We start from the raw sequence: 18857 nt of genomic DNA on the forward strand, positions 1-18857 counted from the left end.
ACCGCCGTCGCATGAGCAGCCTTGCAAGAAAGACGAAAATTAACGCTAACGGTTGCCACAGCCGTTATTTGTCCTGAAAACGCCGATTTCCCATTCTAACGGTCATCACGGCGCTTATTTTCGCACAAACAGGCTGTTAAGGCGAGTATCCAGGGGAATAACGGCGCTCACGACCGTTAGAATTTCGAAAGGGCTACTTTTCGTTAAATAGCGGCTGCTACAGCCGTTAGACTCCTCCCAGGCGTTAGTACCAGCCGGAAAGCCTGACCTTCTGCAGGAATTCATACTCGATTATATCAATGCAGGTAAGTCTTCATCAAGGAGAATCAAGAGGCGATACCGCTGTGTGCCCTAACCTGAATCGGCTCTAAACCTTCCGGACTGCCTCCCGAGCTTGGCACCAGGCTTCATACCAGTCGGTGATATATTTGCTCGGCGTTACATCCAATTCCTCTTTCAAAATGTATTGAAGCTCTTTATATTGCTGCTCGACCAATACGGAGTTTTGCGCAGAAGCATAGATCTTCATAAGCTCAAAATAAGTTCGTTCTTCCTGCGGATATAGAGATCTCAAACGTTGGTAGCAAGAGACCGCCTTATCCCAAATTTCCTGCTGCTGGTACCATTCCGCGATCGCGAAAGAAACGCCCAGCCCTTGCTCCTTTAAGCGCTGACATTCGCTCTCGGTCCACCAGTACCCGTATTCCTGCAAATAATCCCCTGAATAAAGCTTCATCGTATCTATGTAATCTTCCAAGGAGACCTCGCTGATCGGGGGGAGCTTGCCGATCCGTTCCTCCCACTCCTCGATGTCCAGCCGGACTCCCGTCAAGCTTAAAATATACCCTTCGGTGGTATTTGTAATTTGAATGTATTTCGCATATGGCTTTAACGTTTTACGAATATGATAAACCGCGGTATAGAGCTGCGAATAAACTTTGTCCAGCTCATATTCGGGCCACAACAAGTCGGTCAAGGTAGATTTGCGAACCAACTGCCCGCGATGCTGAAGCAGATACAAAAACAGTTCCTGCGCCTTCGTTGTCCGCCACTGGAGCAAGTGTTGCCCCTCCTCTGCGGCGATACTGAACTGTCTGAACAAGTTCAGGCGAAGATCTTGAGCCGATTCCGTTTCAGCCACAGATGGCTGCTTCAGAGACAAGCTGTCCCGGACACGCGACAAGGTTTTTGAAAGACGCTCCAGACGTACCGGCTTCACAATATAATCCAGTGCATTGAGCTCAAAGGCTTTGACGGCAAATTCGTTGTAAGCCGTTACGAACACAACGGCAAGCTCCGGCTTGGCCTCCAAAATTTGTTCGGCCATTTCGATACCGCTTATCTCCGGCAGATGGATATCCAAAAAAGCTACATCCGCCTGATTTTGCAGCAAAAACCGCTTCCCCTCAAGGGGATCGGTAAACTTCCCGACGATGTCGGCAGAGATATCCGTGATTTTCGCGATTTGCCGCTCCAGGTAATCCAAAGCCAATTGTTCATCATCCACAATGACTACTCTCATAGATTTAACTCCTCAATCGCTTTGAGTGTATTGCACTTACATGGCTTGCTTACTAAGAAGGATAACATAATTAACTTCAACAAAGAAGCCTCGAACCTGCTACGTCCGAGGCGAACCATTCTCCTTCTACCTTACATCTCCTTCATCGGGGCCGGTGGAATCGAGGCTTTCGGGGCGCTCCGCTTCGCGTACGGACTGCCTTTTCCCGCGCTTCTTCCGCAGTGGGACATAAATGGCCACGATCAATGCGGCGATCAGGATAACCGGCAAGGCGCCGGCAATGACGATGACGACCCATTGCAAGATCATCGAAATCACCTTCATACTGCCGTTCAACGCTTGTTCGGCGCGCTGCAGGAGCGGAGCCTGCTCTTTTTCAAGCTTGGTTGCGGCGTCATCCAACGGTTGAAAAACCCGAATCTCCACCGTGGAGAACGCCACGTGATTATCGATAAACCGCATGCGCCCCTTGATTTGTTCGATTTCAGTCTGTATCCGCTCCAGTTCGTTGGCGAACTGAACCAATTGCTCGGTTTTGGTGGCCTCATTCATAAACTTCAGATAGCGCGCCTCCATCGCCTGCTTCACCTTGAGCCGGGACTCCAGATCCACATACTCTTCGGAAACATCCTGCCCGTGAATACTTTGCTGGAAAGATTCGGATTTCAACTTTCCAAGCTCATCGAGAAAGGAAGAGAACCCGCTGGCCGGAACCTTTAGAATGAACGTGCCGCCTCGCTCGCTGCCGGACTGGTTGTCGGAAAATTCAACAATGTAACCTCCAGTCAATGTGACCAGACTGCGGATATCCAATTGAACCTTATTGAAATCTTTCACTTCGAGGGTCACATTCGCTTCGTAGATCAGCTTCTTGTTAAGACCCGTTTCCGAACTCGACGCCTGAAACCCGCCGCCAGCCCCAGCCGAGGAAGAGTAAGAGTCCGCGGCCTTCTCACCCGGCCGAACCGCCGTTTCCGCCTCACTCCCCTCCACCCCGCCATCTGCGGGACTCTTTTCATCCATCACCGCCTTATCTTCTGCGGTAGCAACCGACATCTCTTCCGCCGCATAGCCGCCGGCTCCGCCGGGATCGGCCGAACTGGCATTGCCGGCCGAATTGTGGGCGCTCCCGCAGCCTCCCAACAGCATCGCCAGCACAAGACTTAAAGCAACTGCGCAACTGCCCCATCGTTTCATTTCAATCGCCCCCTGAAATGGATTCGTCAGGAAATCCGGTTGAATCGCGGCGGCTCATCTTTATAAGTTTCTATGACAGCGATCAACCGATCCTGATTACCTGACGTTTCCAGAGGCTGGAAGGTTGCCGGAAAATCCCTAATCTTAATCTATCAGATTGCTTTCCGGAACGGTTTCCGATTCCGTCTTCTTGGTGACTGCAAGCTTACGAATCCGGCGCTGCCCCACTTCCCGAACGGCAAAGATATAGCCGTTATACTCCAGTTGCGGCTTTTCCTGCGTCGTCGGAATCCGTTTCAGTTGACCGATCATAAACCCGCTCAAAGTATCGAAGTCCTCAACCGGGAGGCTGATTCCCAGCAGCTCCTGCGCATCGTGAAGCGACACCGTTCCCCGGAAAAGATAGCTGCCCTCCTGCAATTGCTCGTATTCCGCCTCTTCTACATCATGTTCGTCATAGATATTACCGACGATTTCTTCCAACAAATCCTCCATCGTGACAATCCCGGCCGTCCCACCGTATTCATCGACGACGACCGCCAAATGAATCCGGTTTTGCTGCAGATCTTCAAACAATTCATTCGTCTTCATGGATACCGGGACGAAATAAGGCCGGGTTAACATCGAACGCAAATCCCACAAACGAGGTTCCGCCTGCTTCAGATAACGGATCAAATCCTTCACATGCAACACCCCGATCACGTTATCGATCGTGTCCTCGTATACCGGGAAACGGGTGTATTGTTCCCGGTCCGCCAGTTCAGCCACCGTTTGTAAATCGGCATCCACCGGCAAAGCAACCACATCGATCCGATGGGTCATAATGTCGGAAACGTTCATATTGTCAAAATCGAAAATATTGTTAATCATCAGTTTCTCACTGGCCTGTATCGTCCCGAGCTCGGTTCCGGTATCCAGCATCATCCGGATCTCTTCTTCGGATACTTCTTCATCCTTCGCGTTGGGGTCTATTCCGAACAGACGAACGAGCAGATTGGTGGATAACGTAAGCATTTTGACAAAGGGGGCCGTGGCTTTTGAAAGCACATATAGCGCGTTTACCGCAAACATCGCCATGCCCTCCGCCTTTTTCATCGCTACCCGCTTGGGTACCAGTTCTCCGAGAACAAGTTGAAAATACGAGAGAAACAAGGTGATGATGACGAGTGAAATGGTACTTAAGACCGTTGGCGACAGCGGTACTCCACGCTCGATGAGAAACGCCGCCAGATCCCCCGCAAAGCTGTCTCCCGCATAAGCGCTGGCAAAGAAGCCGGCCAGCGTAATCCCGATTTGAATCGTGGCCAAAAACCGGCTGGGCTCTCCCAGCAGTTCAACCAGTTTTTTCGCCTTCTTATGCCCCTGCTGCGCCATCAACCGGATCTTATTATCGTTCAGTGAAATCAACGCGATTTCCGAGGCGGCAAAAAAAGCATTGATCAGGATCAAAATGAAAATAATGATAAGTTCAAACAAAAGAAAACACCTCCAAATTTATGGAACGCTTTAAAACGCAAAAAGGCACAACCCGACGTCAAATTAGACGCAGGTTATGCCTGGTATGCCTGGATAATATTATTTCCCTGATCAGGGTTGGGGTTGTTACTGTCCGGGTCGTCCGTATCGCTCATCGTAACTAAACCTCTTTCCGAATATTAAAATATATTATAAAGAGCCGATTATCGGGGTGTCAAGCTTTTGCAATTCGAGCCCTCCCAACCCGGTAGATGAGCGGCGGATTCACTCTCCCCTTTGAAGCAGAATGGCGGCGTTATGTCCGCCAAAACCGAAGGAATTCGAGAGGCCGATGTTTAATTGGGCCTGACGGGCAACGTGCGGGACATAGTCCAGGTCACACGCCGGGTCCGGATGATCGAGATTGATCGTTGGCGGAATTACGCCTTCTTTCAAGCTTTGGATCAAGGCGATGGCCTCTACCCCTCCGGCGGCACCGAACATATGGCCGGTCATCGATTTATTGGCCGTAACCGGAGTGCGGGCGGCCTGCTCGCCGAACAACTTCTTAAGCGCGGTCGTTTCCGCCAAATCTCCGACCTGGGTCCCCGTGGCATGGGCGCTGACGACATCCACGTCCGCCGCCGAAATGCCGGCCGATTGCAGCGCCCGTTTCATCGCCAGGAAAGCCCCTTCCCCTTCCGGATGCGAGGCCACGACATGATAGGCGTCCGAACTGGCACCGTAACCGATAACCTCGGCATGGATGCGGGCACCCCTGCGCCGGGCATGGTCAAGCGACTCCAGGACAAGGAGGCCCGCTCCTTCGGCCATGACGAAACCGTCCCGCTCCGCATCGAACGGACGGCTGGCCCGCTCCGGCGCCTCGTTCCGCTTCGACAGGGCCGTTGCGTTGCCGAAGCTGGCGAGGGACAGCGGATGCACCGCCGCTTCGGTCCCTCCGGCGATGATCACGTCGGCCTCGCCGCTTCGGATCAGGCGGAGCGCTTCTCCGATCGCCGTATTGCCGATGGAACAAGCCGTGACGGGGGACAAGGTCGGCCCCATGGCACCGTACCTGATACTGATCTGCGCGGCGGCCATGTTGGAGATCATCATCGGCACGAGACTCGGGCTGACGCGGCCCGGACCGCGCTGCTGATAGGCCTCCATATTGTCCGTCAGCGTCGTGATACCGCCGATTCCGGTGCCGACATATACCCCGAAGCGCTCCCGGTCGATCCGCTCGGGATCAAGTGCGGCGTCCCTCACCGCCTGTTCCGCGGCATATACGGCGAACTGGACGAAGCGGTCCATCTTTCTCGCGTCCTTACGCCCAAACAGGGCTTCCGGATCGAAGTCCCGCACAATTCCCGCGATTTTTGTCCCGAAACCGGACACATCAAAATGATCGATAACGGAAATGCCGGAGCGTCCCGCTTTCAGCCCGTTCCAGAAAAGTTCAACATCATGGCCCAGCGGCGAAACGATTCCCATGCCGGTCACAACAACTCTTTGCATTCGTTTGTGCCTCCTCATAAAGTCCCGTCCCATTCTTGGATCGGGAGCCGTTTGTCCCTATTGTACCCTTTGTTTATCCTATTACAAGTTTTTGGTTATCCTAGTATAATTGATAATACAATAAGAACAGGAGGTCTTTCGCATGCATAATGATCCCCGACTTAAGGCGTTATCGGATTTCCTGAAAAGCCAAAGGTCCAAACTGCATCCGGCCGCGGTCGGTTTGCCGCCGGGCGCGCGGAGGCGGACTCCCGGACTGCGGCGTGAAGAAGTCGCCCAGTTGGCCGGGGTCAGTACAACGTGGTATACCTGGCTGGAACAGGGCCGGGATATCAAGGTTTCCGCCGTCGTTTTGGACGCCATAGCCGGAGCGCTCCGGCTGAATAGCGATGAGCGTAAGTACTTGTTTGATCTGGCGCTCGATAACGGCTTTCATCCCGAGCTTGCCCCGGGGCGGGAGGCCGAGATCAGTCCGTCGCTCAACAAAATCCTCGAAGAGCTGAAATTTTGTCCTACGCTTATTTCCGACCGTCACTGTCATATCGTAGGCTGGAATACAGCCGCTTCCCACGTGTTTCTGAACTTTGAACAGGTGCCCGAAGCCGAGCGCAATTTAATCTATCTTCTGTTTCGCAAAAAAGAGCTGCGTACGCTTGCCGTGAACTGGGCCCAATTTGTTCGGGGATTTTTGGCGATTTTCCGCGCCTACTACGGTCAATATGTGGCCGATCCCTGGTACTCGGCTTTTATCGGGCGGATGTCGGGGGAATTCCCCGACTTTGAGGAGCTGTGGAATCAGAGTGAAGTGAGTGCGGCTCCCGAAGTTATGATCGAATTCCGCCACGCCCGGGCCGGAAAAATGCTGTTTAATCTGTCCTCCCTCCAGGTCCAAGGGGAATCCGACCTCAGGATGAGCATTTACACCCCTGCCCCACAAACCGCTACGGAGACGAAGCTCAGAAAACTGCTGGAGGGGTAAAGCCGCGACAGCGAAACAGGCAAAAAAACAGCGTTCCCCATTCAAGCGGGGAACGCTGTTTTTCCTATCTACCCCGGTGCTTCTGCTTCGCTTTCAGCACCTTTTGCTCGCGCTTGTACGCTTGCTGACGTTCACGCTCGTCCCGGCCGAGACTTTTCCGCTCCTTCTTGCGAAGCAGCAGTTCTTCCTTCAAGGCCTCCTGCGCAAACGTCGAGATTCCTCGACGGTTCAACTCACGAGCAGCCAGGCGGGCCAGCCGTTTCGGATTGACTCTGCGGGCACCGGTATCGAGTTCCCCTTCCACGCCTCTCGAACGCGACAGCACATCCGCAACGCGGGACAGCTCTTGAATCACAAACTGAAAAATCTCGGGATCTTTCGGCTCGGACCCAAAAATATGCCGATACGCTTTCAACTGCCCTCCAATGGTCTCCTCCACCACGCCAACCCAAAACTGTCCCTCAAAATAAACCGTCAACTTCATGGTAAATCCCCCTCTTATTATGCATCGAAGCGCCGGACATCCCGAGGGGGGAAGGTTACTGACACGGCAAAAAACCATGCTTCTGGACTACCAACCAGAATGTGTTTTTGCGCTCCGGGTTTCAGTATAGCAAATCTTGCGGGATTTCGGCATCACTCTTCAGGAAAAAGCGGTGTCGATAAGTAACGTTCGCCCGTATCCGGCAGAAGAACGACGATATTCTTCCCCGCGTTCTCCGGGCGTTTCGCAAGCTGAAGCGCGGCGAAAGCGGCCGCACCGGACGAGATGCCGACAAGCAAGCCTTCGGTCCGGGCGAGCAGTCGGGAAGTCGCGAAGGCATCCTCATCTTTTACCGGGAAAATCTCGTCCACGACCTCGCGGTTGTAATTTTGCGGCACAAAGCCGGCCCCGATGCCCTGAATCTTATGGAATCCGCGCGCTCCGCCCGACAGCACCGGCGATTCATGGGGCTCCACAGCCACGATTTGCACCTTGGGATTTCTTTCTTTCAATACCGCTCCCACGCCGGAAATCGTCCCTCCGGTTCCTACGCCGGCCACGAATATATCGACCTTGCCATCCATATCGCTCCAGATTTCCTCCGCGGTGGTCCGTTTATGTATTTCCGGGTTGGCCGGATTCTCAAACTGTTGGGGAATAAACGCATTTGGCGTCCCATTGGCCAGTTCCTCAGCCCTGCGGATCGCTCCCCCCATGCCTTCCGCGGCCGGCGTCAGCACCAGTTCGGCACCCAGCGCCACAAGCAGCTTTCTCCGTTCGATGCTGAAGCTTTCGGGGAGCGTAATAATCAGCTTATAGCCGAGAGCCGCCGCGGCGAAAGCCAGCCCCACGCCGGTATTTCCGCTCGTCGGCTCGATAATGACCGAACCGGGCTTCAGCAAGCCGCGTTCCTCGGCATCCTTGATCATGGCAAAACCGATCCTGTCCTTTACGCTGCCCGCCGGATTAAAATATTCCAGCTTCGCGACAAGCCGGGCATCCGCCTTGGAAGCGGCGGAGAAATTGTTCAATTCCAGCATCGGCGTATTTCCGATCAGATCCGTTAAATTTTTGGCGATATTCGACAACATTCATCCCTCACTTTTTATAGTTCAACAATTCCACTTTAACACCCGCAATTGGGGATGTAAATTTGGAAACCAACTCCTCGTCCGTCCAATCTGTCAAATCCAGCAACCGAAGGTAAGGATCCCCTTCCAATCCCAGCAAGGAAGCAAAGGCCGGCTCGGTCTTGAAGCCCCGCTGTTTGAGCTGAATCACCGCCCGCTTGAAATCCTCGCCGAAGAGGCGCAGCACCCGGGCTTCCGCCATCATATGCCGATACCCGTTTTGCTGGTGGACGGGGATCGGCTGCGCAAACACTTCAACAGGCCAATTCCCGCAATTAAAATTGGCCTTGAGTCTTTCTACCCCATGCACCCGCCGGCGGGTAAGCGTAAAACCCGGAAAGTGGCCGAAGCGCCGACGTACATGATCCGCGAAACGATGAAAATGAAAAACTTCACAAATGAGATCAAGGTCACTGCCCGGAATTTGGAGATCAAGCGGAACCGTCCCGACGAGAACCGGATGATAATCTTTCAACATTTCGCAAAGACCGTACCGTTGGATCAAGTGGTAAACTTCCTGCTGAACGGGAGTTCCGCCCATTAAATAATCAAGGTCTTTGCCGTCCGGCAAGGCCATGAAACCTCCTCCTCCGGATGCTTATTCAAGTTAGTCCAATCGAACCTCATGACGGTTCCCCCTGGTTTCAAATAACCATAGAACCTGCTCCAGCGTATTGCGTTCTCGGGAAAGAGGAGGAAGCCCATCCTTGGAAAAAAAGCCGACCTCCATCGTCTCCATGCCCGCCTGGGCTTCTCCGCCCGTCTCTTCGCACAGAATAAACATTTTATAAACATGCCATGGCGCAGGAGGATGGTCATGGAACTTCTTATCCAGTACGCCCAGCAGGCGTACTGGCTCCACGATCAGACCGGATTCCTCCCGGATCTCCTTGACGGCCACCTCTTTCGGCGATAAACCGACATCCGCCCAGCCCCCGGGCAAAGCCCAATCCCCATCCAGCTTTTCCCGGACGAGCAGGATGCGCTCATCGCGAAACACGACCCCGCGGACATCCACCTTCGGCGTCGCGTATCCGCTTTCCCCGGCAAACAGCGATTTCACCCGCTCCTTTTCAACGCCGGTATATTCGCTTAGAATTTCCACGCTTAAGTCGCGCAGCATTTCAAAACGCTCCAAATCATACATATCCTTGGAATAAGCAAGCCCGGCCTGGCTGATCGCCTGAATTTGCTTCGCCCATTCCAGCCATTTCAGTTGCATCGTTCAGTCCCCTCTCACGAAAAAGATATAATCCGTTGCCGGCGGGGCAATCTCCGCCATCCTCAGGGAAGCGGCGATTTGTCCCCGATGATAGCTGCCGTGAAGCGCAACATGCGTCAATATATCTTCGATCGATGTAGCGAACGACTCCCCGTTGCTTGTTCGGTAATGAATCTGTTCCTTCAGCTTCCCGTCATTCACTGCGGCCATAAATTGCCGGAATCCTTCGATGTTCTCCTCCGCAAGCTCGGTGTAATGCTCGATCTTTCCCTTTCCGGCGGACCAGAGGGGCCCTGCCTTTCCTTCCGCTCCCTGCAGTCTGGCGAGCCACGTTGCTTCCGCCGCCAAAATATGGCCAAACAGTTGAAAAGGGCGTTCCGGCAACGATTCCTCCTCTTGAAGCGCATTCACGATTTTCCGGTTGGCCCAGGCCATATGCCTAAACATCCGAAGCAGCTGCATTTTGACAGGAGAGCCTTCCTCCAGGCTAGCCCGCTCCCGCTCCAACAGTTCTTCTCTGGCTCCGATCAGCCAGGAATGCACCAGCTTCATTTGCTCCCTCCGCTCCCATACCTGATTAAGATAGGTAAGTACGGCACCGTTCAACTGCAAATCATCCACCAGGCGGCGAATCTCCTGGAGATAGGCATGTTCGCCGGGCAAATCCCAGGCCACCTTATCGGCGATAAAGACCACTTTGTCAAACAGGGAGGCCTGAGGCTTTAACGTGGTATGGCATTCAATGGCCTGCAAGATGTCTGTGTCCCGGATCCCGAAGATCGCTTCAGCCATAGCCCGGGACAGCTTCTGGTGCAGAATGCGGGGATAACGCAGTTCTTCCTCCAGCACCTTAACCCCGCTCAGCTCGGCCACCTGAGGCATCAAGCCGACCGGGATAACGTTGCTGATATCATGTAACAGAGCGGCTTGCTCCGCTTTCCGGGCATCGGCGCCGTAAAGCCGGGCAATGCGGACCGCTTGGGAGGTTACCTTCAGCGTATGGTCCCAGGTATCCTGGTCTTTGTGCAGCTTAAAAAAGGTGCCGACATCCTGAAGCAGGCTTCCTGTCAACTCCAAACCTGCCGAGAAAGCTCTCACTCCGGTTTGCGGCACACGATTTTCTTGACTCTCCATATTGGCCTCCTCTTCTTCCCAAAACAAATTAGGCTATGTCTTTTAATTTAGCATATTTTGCTAATGATGTTTAGGAAGAATCGCGGGCTTATCGGGTCGAGGACCCGAAATCGGTAATATGCAAATCGATATCAAAGGTCACCGGAACCTCGGTAAACACGTCATCCCATCGGTCTTTTACTTTTTCCCAGGTTTTGGGGGACTGAATGCGCAAGCTCTCCCCGAAACCGGCGACCTCCACTTCATATTGGGATTGCATTTTGCCCATAAGTTCGTGAAGCATCACCTTCAGCCTTTCTTCCAACAGCTCCTCCACCTTGTCCATAAACTCCTGTTTGGACGGGTTCTCCTGAATATCCCAATTTTCGATCAATCGCCCTTCGGATTTGATCTCAACATGAAAAGAAATGTCGTCGCCCTTCACTTTCGCCTTTCTCTTACTCTTCATGGATTCAATTTCATAAACAATCGGCTCCCCGCGCCAGTCATACGTTTTTAAGGCTCCGCCTTGTCCGTTGCCCTGAATCCAGGATATACTCTCCACATCGGTCTGACTCAACGCACCGATCCATTTTCCGCTGTGTCCTTTGATGATGCCGGCACCCGAAAACTCCAATTCGCCGTTGGCGGAAATAACATTTTGCAGCACAAAACTTTGCCGGCTGCTCAGCATGGCATTGAGGCTGGTTAAGTTCACGCCTTTCATGATTTTGTTCGTTCTGAAGCGGTTCTGCAGAAAGTCCCTCATTTGCTGGGCAGGTACCGTACCTGACGTATTTTTTTCAAACGTATCGAGCGCCCGCCCTTCGGTCAAAAAGACAACACAGCTGGGCCGGATATCATTGTCCCTGAGCACGAAATCCATGATCGAATCAATCCCGTGCTTTTGCAGAAGCCGGGTCGAAACGACGAGCGTCTTGAGATGGTGGCCGATGACGGCCCGTTCCCGGCGGATCGAATAGGTCCGCATGATCTCAAACAAAGAGTCCCCGGTTTCCGTTGTGTTTAAAAATTCGGGCGCCTTTCCTTTCGACGACTTGTCCTGATTATTCCCGAGAGAATGAGCGGGCACGATCTGAATGGTTGTGGTAATCTCGTTTTTTTTGTCATAGGTGGCACCTTTTCGTTCCAGTTCCTGTTCCAACGGGGTCGGTTCCCCGACATCCAGAGCCAAGCCCACGTACATACTCAAATCCTCGATTTCTTTACTGCTCCAACAACCGCTTAATAGCGCGATCAATGCAACAGAAAGGAATCCCAGTCGTATCGAACGCCTACACATTCTGCTTCAACCCCTTCTTCCGAATCCAGTAGATCGCCGAGAGAAGCGCAGGTAACAGGGCGAAAAAAAAGATGCCGATGTAACCGATCGCCCCGCCAAGTTGAAACACATCATTAATTCGCTTGGGGACCATCGCGGAGAGGAAAATGACGGGCATCAGCGCGAAAAGGACAGGACCGAACCTGATCCGAAAAATTTGCGAGATCCCAAGAGAGGCGCTGAAATAAAAGCTCGTGAAATTGCAAAACATCTGCATCATCCAAATGACCAGGAACGGAAATTCCAAACGCTCAAAGAAGAGTCCCGCCACTTCAAAGCTCCGCAAAAGATCGATCGTAGGCCACGTGCTCCTTAAAACCGCATCCACGGACATCCCCCCAATCACCATCACGATGGTGGCAAGGTATATCATGATCGGTATCCCGATACCGGTAAGCGCAGCCTTAACCGCCCGCTCAGGGTGCTGCATATGGGCAATCAGAACCATGATGACTTCACAGCCCGTGAACACCAGGATGGTATTCTTTAACCCTTTGATCACAGGCATAATTCCTCCGCCTAACACCGGCCGCAAATGATTGAGATCGAAAACCCGGGTACTAAACGAATAGGACAGAATCAGAAAAAAGAGACTGATCGGAAAAACAATCTGAAAAACGCGGGCTATCGAGTTTATTCCGCCACAGGCCAAATAAGCCCCCGTCCAAATGAACGGTATCAAAATCGCCCATATCGGCGTTCCCTCCAGCAAATAGAGCATCGCGACTTCGGCGAGTACACGAATTTCAAAACCGCCGACGATGATAAAGTAGATGATCAACAGCAGACATAATATGGCCCCGGGAATCGTGCCTAGAATCCTTTTGGTATATTCAAAGATCGTCTTCCCGGGAAACTGCTGGCTTAATTTCACCATTACAAGAACGAGCAGCAGGATAATCGCGCCGCCCACAAGAATGGAGAGCCAGACATCCGGCGTCTCCGTCGCTTCCAACACCGAACGGGGCAGCGTTAGAATGCCGGCTCCCAATACGGTATCCGTCAGAAAAATGGAGGCTTGAGTTGTCGTGATTTTGTCGTCTTTGCGTAAAAACACAGCAGGTCACATCCCTCTCGTTGCTTTTCTAAGATCTGCGGCGGTGATTCCTGGTCTTCATCATTTCCGGTCGGCGTTTCATTAAAGTTAAGGGCGCGCGTATGAACAAATCTTTAAAATCGTTCAGGCGGAACGGCGAAAATGGCGTAATATAGGGAACTCCAAAGCTTTTCAGTTTGGAGATGTGGCTGCAAATCAGCAGGAAGAACAGTATGGTACCGAACATGCCTAGCGTGGCGGCAAACAGCATGCCGGCAAATCTTAAAACGCGCAAAGCGATCCCCGCGCTGTACATGGGAATGGAGAACGAGGAGATCGCGGTGACCGCAACGACGATGACCAGAAAGGGACTGACGATCCCGGCTTGTACCGCCGCTTCCCCGATGATGAGACCTCCGACGATCCCCATCGCGGGACCGATCGGTTTGGGTAACCGGAGGCCGGCCTCTCGCAGGATTTCAATGGAAATCTCCAGAATCAACACTTCGATCAGGGACGGAAAAGGGACTCCCTGCCTGGCCTCAATGATCGTGATGGCCAGCTCCGTCGGGATCAAGCCGGGATGAAACGAGATAAAGGAAATGTATAGAGCGGGGGCCATAAGCGCCAAGAAGGATGCAAAAAACCGCAGCGTCCGCAAAAGCGACCCAGGCATCCATCGTTCAAAATAATCCTCCGGCGACTGCAGCAGCATGCTGAACGTAACGGGTACGATCAGAGCAAAAGGAGTGCCTTCCATCAAAATGGCCACTCTGCCTTCCAATAACGCGTTGATTACCCGGTCGGGACGTTCGGTATTTTGCACCTGTTGAAACGGGCTGAGCGGATTGTCCTCAATCAACTGCTCGACATAGCCGGACTCGGCGATAAAATCGATATCGATTTGGGATATCCGTTCCTCCACCTCCTGAAGCAGCTCCGGGTGTACGATATCCCTGAAGTAAGCGATGACAAGGTCTTTTTTTAGCAGACTGCCGACCACATATTTTTTTATCTCCAGGTTTTCGCTTTTCCCCTGCATGCGCAGCATTGCCGTATTCTCGCCCAGCACTTCCGTAAACCCGATCCGCGAACCGCGTAAAAGCGCCTCCGAGGTCGGCTCCGAAATGGCCCTTGTTTTTCCGTTCGGTAAACCGACCAGCAGGGCATGAGGCATCCCATCCATCAAGAGGGCCGTAAATCCCTTCAGAATCGATTGGGTCAACTCGAGCTTCTCCGAAACTTCCATGATATCGATGAGAGGCAGAACCTTTTCCTTGAGGTGAGTAGTAAACTCGGGGGTATTTAGGGCCCCCTCCTTTCCCTTCAATTGCGGATCGGCCTCCCGCATCAACACTTGCATTACATGCGTATTGATGAAATCTTCGGTCTGCATGCCGTCCACAAAAACAAGGGTGGCCCTGACGTTTAATCCGGTGATTTTAAACTCCCGGAAATGAACATCGCTGTTCGTTCCGATCGTTTGTCTAAGAAACCCCAAATCACGCTCGTATTCTCCGGATAACGGGTCTTTGGGAGAGGTTGTGCGCCCGGCGGTCGTTCGTTTCGTCTGGTTGTTCTTATTTGAAATAAGCGAGGAAATTTTATTATATCCAAAGTTTATGATCAAAGGGATCAGCAGCACCAATCCCGCTTGCATAAACGTTTTCCAGTCAGGGATGTAAGAAAGTACTTTGGACCACATCGCATATCATCCTTACCTTATGTACTATCTTCATCCTGCCCTGGAAGTCGTTTTACCATGCATGATGTTCTAATGAGGCCGCCTTTTTGCGGGCAACGATGATAAGATGTTCGGTTGATTCACGGTACTGCGGCGCTTCACTCGTTTCGCTGGCCGCTTGCAGCAAATTGTCGTAGACTTGCCGATCCTCACGGTATAACCGGGTCACCTCCGCCGACATTCCGGCCAAAAAGCTTTCCGCTCCGGCATAGGAAAGGATGTCAAACCCGCCGGCCCGGACCTCTTCCAGCGCTTTTCCCGGTATCGTGAAGTAGCTTTCGGTAAATCCCCGGTTGTCATCCAACTTCTGCTCCCGCAAATAACCGTATATTTGCTCGGGGTCCCGATAAGATTCACTGAACTCGGTGACCCCGGCCTTCAAGACGCCCCAGGAATTAATGTAAGAAAACAGAGCGACGCCGTCCGCCTTCAAAATCCCGGCCGTCTGCCGGATCACCTGCAAGCGTTGCTCCTCCTCTAAGATGTGGTATAGCGGTCCAAGCACCAGTGCGCCTTCATACTGATCCGCCTCCAGAAGATGAAGATTTCTTGCATCCTCGCAAATATAAGCTTCCGCTTGCAGTCCAAGCTTGCCGATCTCTTGTTCCGCCAAAGCCAATTCCCTGGCTGACAAATCCATCAGGGTAACCCGGTAACCTTGTTGAAGCAATTCGACGGCATATCTCCCGGGGCCCGAACCGATATCGCAAATGTGACCGGTATCCGGAAGATACCGATCCATTAAACGGAGGGTAGACAACCACTCCACCTTGCTGTAGGGCTGCTCCAAGCGCAGCCACTCCCGCTCCACGCTGTCGTCATAGTAGCGTTTGACCGTTTCGCTCATGTTCTTCCACCCTCCATTCACGTATGACTCGTTTTAAATTTGAATTAACTTCTCGGCTTAATGGGCAAGAAAAGATCCACCTTACTTTTCCCTTCCGGATCCGTCGCCGGATTGTTCATGCAGTATTCCAGACAAGGTTTATCCTCCGCCTCATACCCGCTTTGCGGAAGCCACTGCCCAAATAATGTCTGGTAGGCAATGCCTAATTGGTCTATGGAGTCGTAGAATGAATACAGCGCAAAGGTCCCCCCTTGCAGCGTAACGAACCGGATTTCATCCGCGTGTCCCGTCCGGTCAAATCCCTCCGGCAAGGTGACGCAGGCGTCATAGCGGCAAGCATGCTCCTCGACCAGTGCCGGGTCGTCCAGCGAGATCCCGATAAATTGCTGCTCCGGAGCGTATATACCGTTTCTGGCCGCCCATGTCCCCAGTTTATCCCACGCTTGATAAGTGTCCAAGTAACTACCGACATGCCTGACATAGGCCACCTCAACATCGGCTAATTGACGAATGGAAATGTTCATGTCCCAAATCCTCCTTAAAAAGTTTGTTGTTACTTCTCTAGCATAGGAGGATCGCTTCGATTCATCATCCTGCATCTTGCGGTCTAATAGCGGAATATTGCGATCCGCCCGGGAAGACATTCTGATTTCGCTCGGCGTCTTCTGAAAATGCCTTTTAAACACCGAGTTAAAGCCCGACGGCGACTCGAATCCGCACAGCATCGAAATTTCCAATACCGTCTTGTCCGTTTCCACCAACAATCGGACGGCCTCCCTTAAGCGCAGGCGGGTTAAATAGACGGCAGGCGTGCTGCCGGTTATGGAGGAAAAAATCCGGCTGAAATGATATTTGGAGAAACCGGAAATATCGGCAAGACGATCCAGCGTGATCTTTTGCGCGAAATGCTTCTCCATGTAACCGACTACGCCGTCCATTCTCTCCTTGTAATATGAACTCATAGTCCGCTCCCTCTCCTCGGTTATTTTTCGGGCAAGAGCAGCCCCATGCCGATAACATCGACATAATGGCCGTCCTGGAGCTTAATTTGCCGGCGCAGCAGGCTTTCCCGGATAAACCCCATCTTCGTGTAAAGCTCAATGGCTTTGACATTGGTCGCAAACACCTCCAGGCTGATTTTTTCCAGCCTCGGGTGCTTCCCGGCCCACTCGATAAGCGCTTGCAAGAGCGCTTTTCCGATGCCTCCCCCCTGGTAATCGCCATGAACACTCATTCCGAACGAACCGGTGTGAGCAATCCTACGTTTCCGCCCACTCTTAAAATCCAGAAAACCGACAATCCGCCCCTGGTCCTCCGCAATGATGACCAGGTTATTGTCGTTGCCGCGCATCTGTTCAATCCAGCTTCTTTCCTGCTCGACCGTCAACGTAAACTCCTCGGGCACCGTCAGCAGATGGGCTTCCGATGAAATGACGGTCCGGTTATATTCCAAAATGTTCTCGGCGTCTTTCCCTTCCGCGGTCCGAAGATCAATGTAACGGTTGTATTTGTCGACGATTTTGATCGGTGCGATCCACCCCATATTACATCCTCCTCCCAAGCGGGACCTAGTTCTCCTTCCAATCTTCGGCCAACATGCCGTACACCATATGATCGATAAAATGATCATACAGCCACTCCGATTGCCGGATCTTGCCTTCCAGCACAAAACCGAGCCGTTCCGGAATCGCCCGGCTGCGGCGGTTGCCTTCGCCGGCCCGGATCTCCACCCGGTTCATGTCCAACGACTGAAACGCATAGCTCGTTACCGCCCGGCAGGAGCGGGTCATAATCCCTTTTCCTTGGAAATCGCGGCCGAGCCAGTAACCGATGGAGGTCTTTCGGTTGCTTCTTTCGATGCCATGAAAGCCGATACAGCCAGCGATCTCGCCCTTGTAGAAGATACCGGCATGAAATCCGTTTCCCGCAGCCGCCTGCTGTTCGGCCGATTCGATATAGGCGAGGGAATCTTCCCAGGTCTTGGTGGCGTCCACCCAGGGGAGCCATTCCCGCAAATACGGCCTTTGTCCGTCAATTAGGGTAAACAGTGGCTTGGCCATCCGTTGATCCAACTGTTTTACATGCACCTCTTCATCGATTCTAACTTCAAACATGCCGGTACGGCCTCCTATGAAGAAATATTTATGTTCCGCACATATCCAAGGAAAGAACGGAAGAAAAACCTGCAAATCTGCAGGTATTTTTGGCGCAATGAACCACTTATTTTGAAATTCCTGCAAATCTGCAAGCTTTTTTATACGAGAAGCCCTAATTTCTTAGAAGCGAAGAAAATTCCTGCAGCATTGCATCTTTTTACCTTAATTCTCCTCATTTAGCGGAAATTCCTGCACTATTGCATCTTTTGCAAATGAGGGATCCCTCCGGCACACTTCTATACGAATCGGCTGCAAGCTTCACTTCCGTCCATGCTGTAGAGCGAGTAAGGTTCCGCATAGGTCCAGCCGGAAATCTCGACGGCCAAATCCCGGGTCATCGGCTGAAAACAAAATAAGGTCTACGTTCCTCCTCTTCAGGGGTGAGGAGATACCATTTGTTTTTCAAGCGCCGCTATTCCGGCCCCGAACAGCAAACCCAACCAGCTCACGGGAGTCCCTCCTTTCCTCATAGATAACCGTTCAAGTCCCGGAGATCCCGGATGAACGCGCGGGGAAAGACCTCCATCTCCTTCATTTTAGCTTCGTCCCCGCAATAGGCGATAAACGGGATGCCCGCAAGCGCGGAAGCTTTGCCGTCTATCCAGGAGTCGCCCACCGAAATCCACGCCCCGGGGGACAAACCGCCATAGTGGCGCAGCACGTGTAAAAAAGCGTCGGGGGCCGGTTTGAGCAGCCGAACTTGTTCCCTGCCGACGACCTGATCAAAAAAGCGCAAAACGTCATGGTCCCGAAGGGCTGCCTCCGCCGCCTCGAGGGAATTGTTCGTGACGACGACCAAATGATACAGGCCCTGCCACTCATTGAGCAGTTCTTTTACGCCGGGCTCAAGCTCCGCATCCTTCATGCCAATAAGCTCGTGTTTTTTGGGAACATCCCACAGGTCCTTCATCAAAGACTCATTCATCCGGTTTGTCTTTACGGCCGCTTCAATCAAGGTGGAGGCCGTGTGCCGGTTTAAATCAAAGCCATCCGGTAATATGCCGTGTGACACTAAAAATTGATATACGTCTTGTTTCATCGCCTCGAAATCAATCCGGGACCGCAGCAGCGTATTGTCCATATCAAAAATAACGCCCTTAACCATCGGC

Annotated in this window: 18 protein-coding genes; 1 reads left to right on the forward strand and 17 read right to left on the reverse strand. The window is 52.5% G+C overall.

Annotated elements, in window-relative coordinates:
- Window positions 1-367: 367 nt before the first annotated feature.
- The 4 genes from V4U84_RS01775 to fabF all read right to left on the reverse strand — a co-directional run bounded on the left by V4U84_RS01775 (window position 368) and on the right by fabF (window position 5695).
- A complete protein-coding gene (locus V4U84_RS01775; protein ID WP_334073065.1) occupies window positions 368-1522 on the reverse strand; it encodes a response regulator in 1155 nt (384 codons plus the stop codon).
- 126 nt (window positions 1523-1648) lie between these two features.
- A complete protein-coding gene (locus tag V4U84_RS01780) occupies window positions 1649-2719 on the reverse strand; it encodes a DUF4349 domain-containing protein (RefSeq protein ID WP_334073066.1) in 1071 nt (356 codons plus the stop codon).
- Between the two features lie 144 nt (window positions 2720-2863).
- Window positions 2864-4195 (reverse strand): hemolysin family protein, encoded by a 1332-nt coding sequence (locus tag V4U84_RS01785; RefSeq protein ID WP_334073067.1) that lies wholly within the window; start codon window positions 4193-4195, stop codon window positions 2864-2866.
- A 264-nt stretch (window positions 4196-4459) separates the two neighbouring features.
- Window positions 4460-5695: a beta-ketoacyl-ACP synthase II gene (gene fabF, locus V4U84_RS01790; RefSeq protein WP_334073068.1), complete on the reverse strand. Its 1236-nt coding sequence runs from the start codon at window positions 5693-5695 to the stop codon at window positions 4460-4462.
- A gap of 142 nt (window positions 5696-5837) precedes the next feature.
- Between fabF and V4U84_RS01795 the strand changes: the two genes are divergently transcribed.
- Window positions 5838-6674, forward strand: a complete 837-nt coding sequence (locus V4U84_RS01795; RefSeq protein ID WP_334073069.1) for a helix-turn-helix transcriptional regulator — start codon at window positions 5838-5840, stop codon at window positions 6672-6674.
- A 64-nt stretch (window positions 6675-6738) separates the two neighbouring features.
- On the opposite strand, the gene V4U84_RS01800 is transcribed toward V4U84_RS01795, so the two are convergent.
- From V4U84_RS01800 to V4U84_RS01860, 13 genes are all read right to left on the reverse strand, one after another.
- Window positions 6739-7158 (reverse strand): YjdF family protein, encoded by a 420-nt coding sequence (locus V4U84_RS01800; protein WP_334073070.1) that lies wholly within the window; start codon window positions 7156-7158, stop codon window positions 6739-6741.
- A 152-nt stretch (window positions 7159-7310) separates the two neighbouring features.
- Entirely contained in the window at window positions 7311-8246 is a 936-nt protein-coding gene (gene cysK / locus V4U84_RS01805) for a cysteine synthase A (RefSeq protein WP_334073374.1), read from the reverse strand.
- Window positions 8247-8256: 10 nt separating this feature from the next.
- Entirely contained in the window at window positions 8257-8865 is a 609-nt protein-coding gene (locus V4U84_RS01810) for a DUF4269 domain-containing protein (RefSeq protein WP_334076609.1), read from the reverse strand.
- A 30-nt stretch (window positions 8866-8895) separates the two neighbouring features.
- On the reverse strand, window positions 8896-9510 hold the full coding sequence (locus V4U84_RS01815) for an NUDIX hydrolase (RefSeq protein ID WP_334076610.1): 615 nt from the start codon (window positions 9508-9510) through the stop codon (window positions 8896-8898).
- Window positions 9511-9513: 3 nt separating this feature from the next.
- Complete coding sequence (gene yqeK, locus V4U84_RS01820) at window positions 9514-10644, reverse strand: bis(5'-nucleosyl)-tetraphosphatase (symmetrical) YqeK (RefSeq protein WP_334076611.1); 1131 nt, start codon at window positions 10642-10644, stop codon at window positions 9514-9516.
- Window positions 10645-10732: 88 nt separating this feature from the next.
- Complete coding sequence (locus V4U84_RS01825; RefSeq protein ID WP_334076612.1) at window positions 10733-11926, reverse strand: Ger(x)C family spore germination protein; 1194 nt, start codon at window positions 11924-11926, stop codon at window positions 10733-10735.
- On the reverse strand, window positions 11919-13022 hold the full coding sequence (locus tag V4U84_RS01830) for a GerAB/ArcD/ProY family transporter (protein WP_334076613.1): 1104 nt from the start codon (window positions 13020-13022) through the stop codon (window positions 11919-11921). Before V4U84_RS01830 ends, V4U84_RS01825 begins: the two co-directional genes overlap by 8 nt.
- A gap of 28 nt (window positions 13023-13050) precedes the next feature.
- A complete protein-coding gene (locus V4U84_RS01835) occupies window positions 13051-14706 on the reverse strand; it encodes a spore germination protein (protein ID WP_334076614.1) in 1656 nt (551 codons plus the stop codon).
- Between the two features lie 52 nt (window positions 14707-14758).
- Window positions 14759-15592, reverse strand: a complete 834-nt coding sequence (locus V4U84_RS01840) for a class I SAM-dependent methyltransferase (protein ID WP_334076615.1) — start codon at window positions 15590-15592, stop codon at window positions 14759-14761.
- A gap of 44 nt (window positions 15593-15636) precedes the next feature.
- Window positions 15637-16554 (reverse strand): AraC family transcriptional regulator, encoded by a 918-nt coding sequence (locus V4U84_RS01845; RefSeq protein WP_334076616.1) that lies wholly within the window; start codon window positions 16552-16554, stop codon window positions 15637-15639.
- Window positions 16555-16574: 20 nt separating this feature from the next.
- Window positions 16575-17135: a GNAT family N-acetyltransferase gene (locus V4U84_RS01850; RefSeq protein WP_334076617.1), complete on the reverse strand. Its 561-nt coding sequence runs from the start codon at window positions 17133-17135 to the stop codon at window positions 16575-16577.
- A 25-nt stretch (window positions 17136-17160) separates the two neighbouring features.
- Entirely contained in the window at window positions 17161-17706 is a 546-nt protein-coding gene (locus tag V4U84_RS01855) for a GNAT family N-acetyltransferase (protein WP_334076618.1), read from the reverse strand.
- A gap of 508 nt (window positions 17707-18214) precedes the next feature.
- The gene (locus tag V4U84_RS01860; RefSeq protein WP_334073082.1) at window positions 18215-18853 is read right to left on the reverse strand and encodes an HAD family hydrolase; all 639 of its coding nucleotides are present in this window, start codon (window positions 18851-18853) and stop codon (window positions 18215-18217) included.
- Window positions 18854-18857: the final 4 nt, after the last annotated feature.

This window comes from Paenibacillus sanfengchensis, assembly GCF_036864765.1.
In the GTDB taxonomy this organism is placed as follows: domain Bacteria; phylum Bacillota; class Bacilli; order Paenibacillales; family Paenibacillaceae; genus Fontibacillus; species Fontibacillus sanfengchensis.

Bases quoted from the DNA above. Each gene is read 5' to 3' on its own strand.
- V4U84_RS01825 (WP_334076612.1), bottom strand. From the start codon at position 11,926: ATGTGTAGGCGTTCGATACGACTGGGATTCCTTTCTGTTGCATTGATC.
- V4U84_RS01780 (WP_334073066.1), bottom strand. From the start codon at position 2,719: ATGAAACGATGGGGCAGTTGCGCAGTTGCTTTAAGTCTTGTGCTGGCG.
- V4U84_RS01855 (WP_334076618.1), bottom strand. From the start codon at position 17,706: ATGTTTGAAGTTAGAATCGATGAAGAGGTGCATGTAAAACAGTTGGAT.
- V4U84_RS01775 (WP_334073065.1), bottom strand. From the start codon at position 1,522: ATGAGAGTAGTCATTGTGGATGATGAACAATTGGCTTTGGATTACCTG.
- V4U84_RS01840 (WP_334076615.1), bottom strand. From the start codon at position 15,592: ATGAGCGAAACGGTCAAACGCTACTATGACGACAGCGTGGAGCGGGAG.
- V4U84_RS01860 (WP_334073082.1), bottom strand. From the start codon at position 18,853: ATGGTTAAGGGCGTTATTTTTGATATGGACAATACGCTGCTGCGGTCC.
- fabF (WP_334073068.1), bottom strand. From the start codon at position 5,695: ATGCAAAGAGTTGTTGTGACCGGCATGGGAATCGTTTCGCCGCTGGGC.
- V4U84_RS01795 (WP_334073069.1), top strand. From the start codon at position 5,838: ATGCATAATGATCCCCGACTTAAGGCGTTATCGGATTTCCTGAAAAGC.
- V4U84_RS01810 (WP_334076609.1), bottom strand. From the start codon at position 8,865: ATGGCCTTGCCGGACGGCAAAGACCTTGATTATTTAATGGGCGGAACT.
- V4U84_RS01850 (WP_334076617.1), bottom strand. From the start codon at position 17,135: ATGGGGTGGATCGCACCGATCAAAATCGTCGACAAATACAACCGTTAC.
- V4U84_RS01845 (WP_334076616.1), bottom strand. From the start codon at position 16,554: ATGAGTTCATATTACAAGGAGAGAATGGACGGCGTAGTCGGTTACATG.
- V4U84_RS01835 (WP_334076614.1), bottom strand. From the start codon at position 14,706: ATGTGGTCCAAAGTACTTTCTTACATCCCTGACTGGAAAACGTTTATG.
- V4U84_RS01815 (WP_334076610.1), bottom strand. From the start codon at position 9,510: ATGCAACTGAAATGGCTGGAATGGGCGAAGCAAATTCAGGCGATCAGC.
- V4U84_RS01800 (WP_334073070.1), bottom strand. From the start codon at position 7,158: ATGAAGTTGACGGTTTATTTTGAGGGACAGTTTTGGGTTGGCGTGGTG.
- yqeK (WP_334076611.1), bottom strand. From the start codon at position 10,644: ATGGAGAGTCAAGAAAATCGTGTGCCGCAAACCGGAGTGAGAGCTTTC.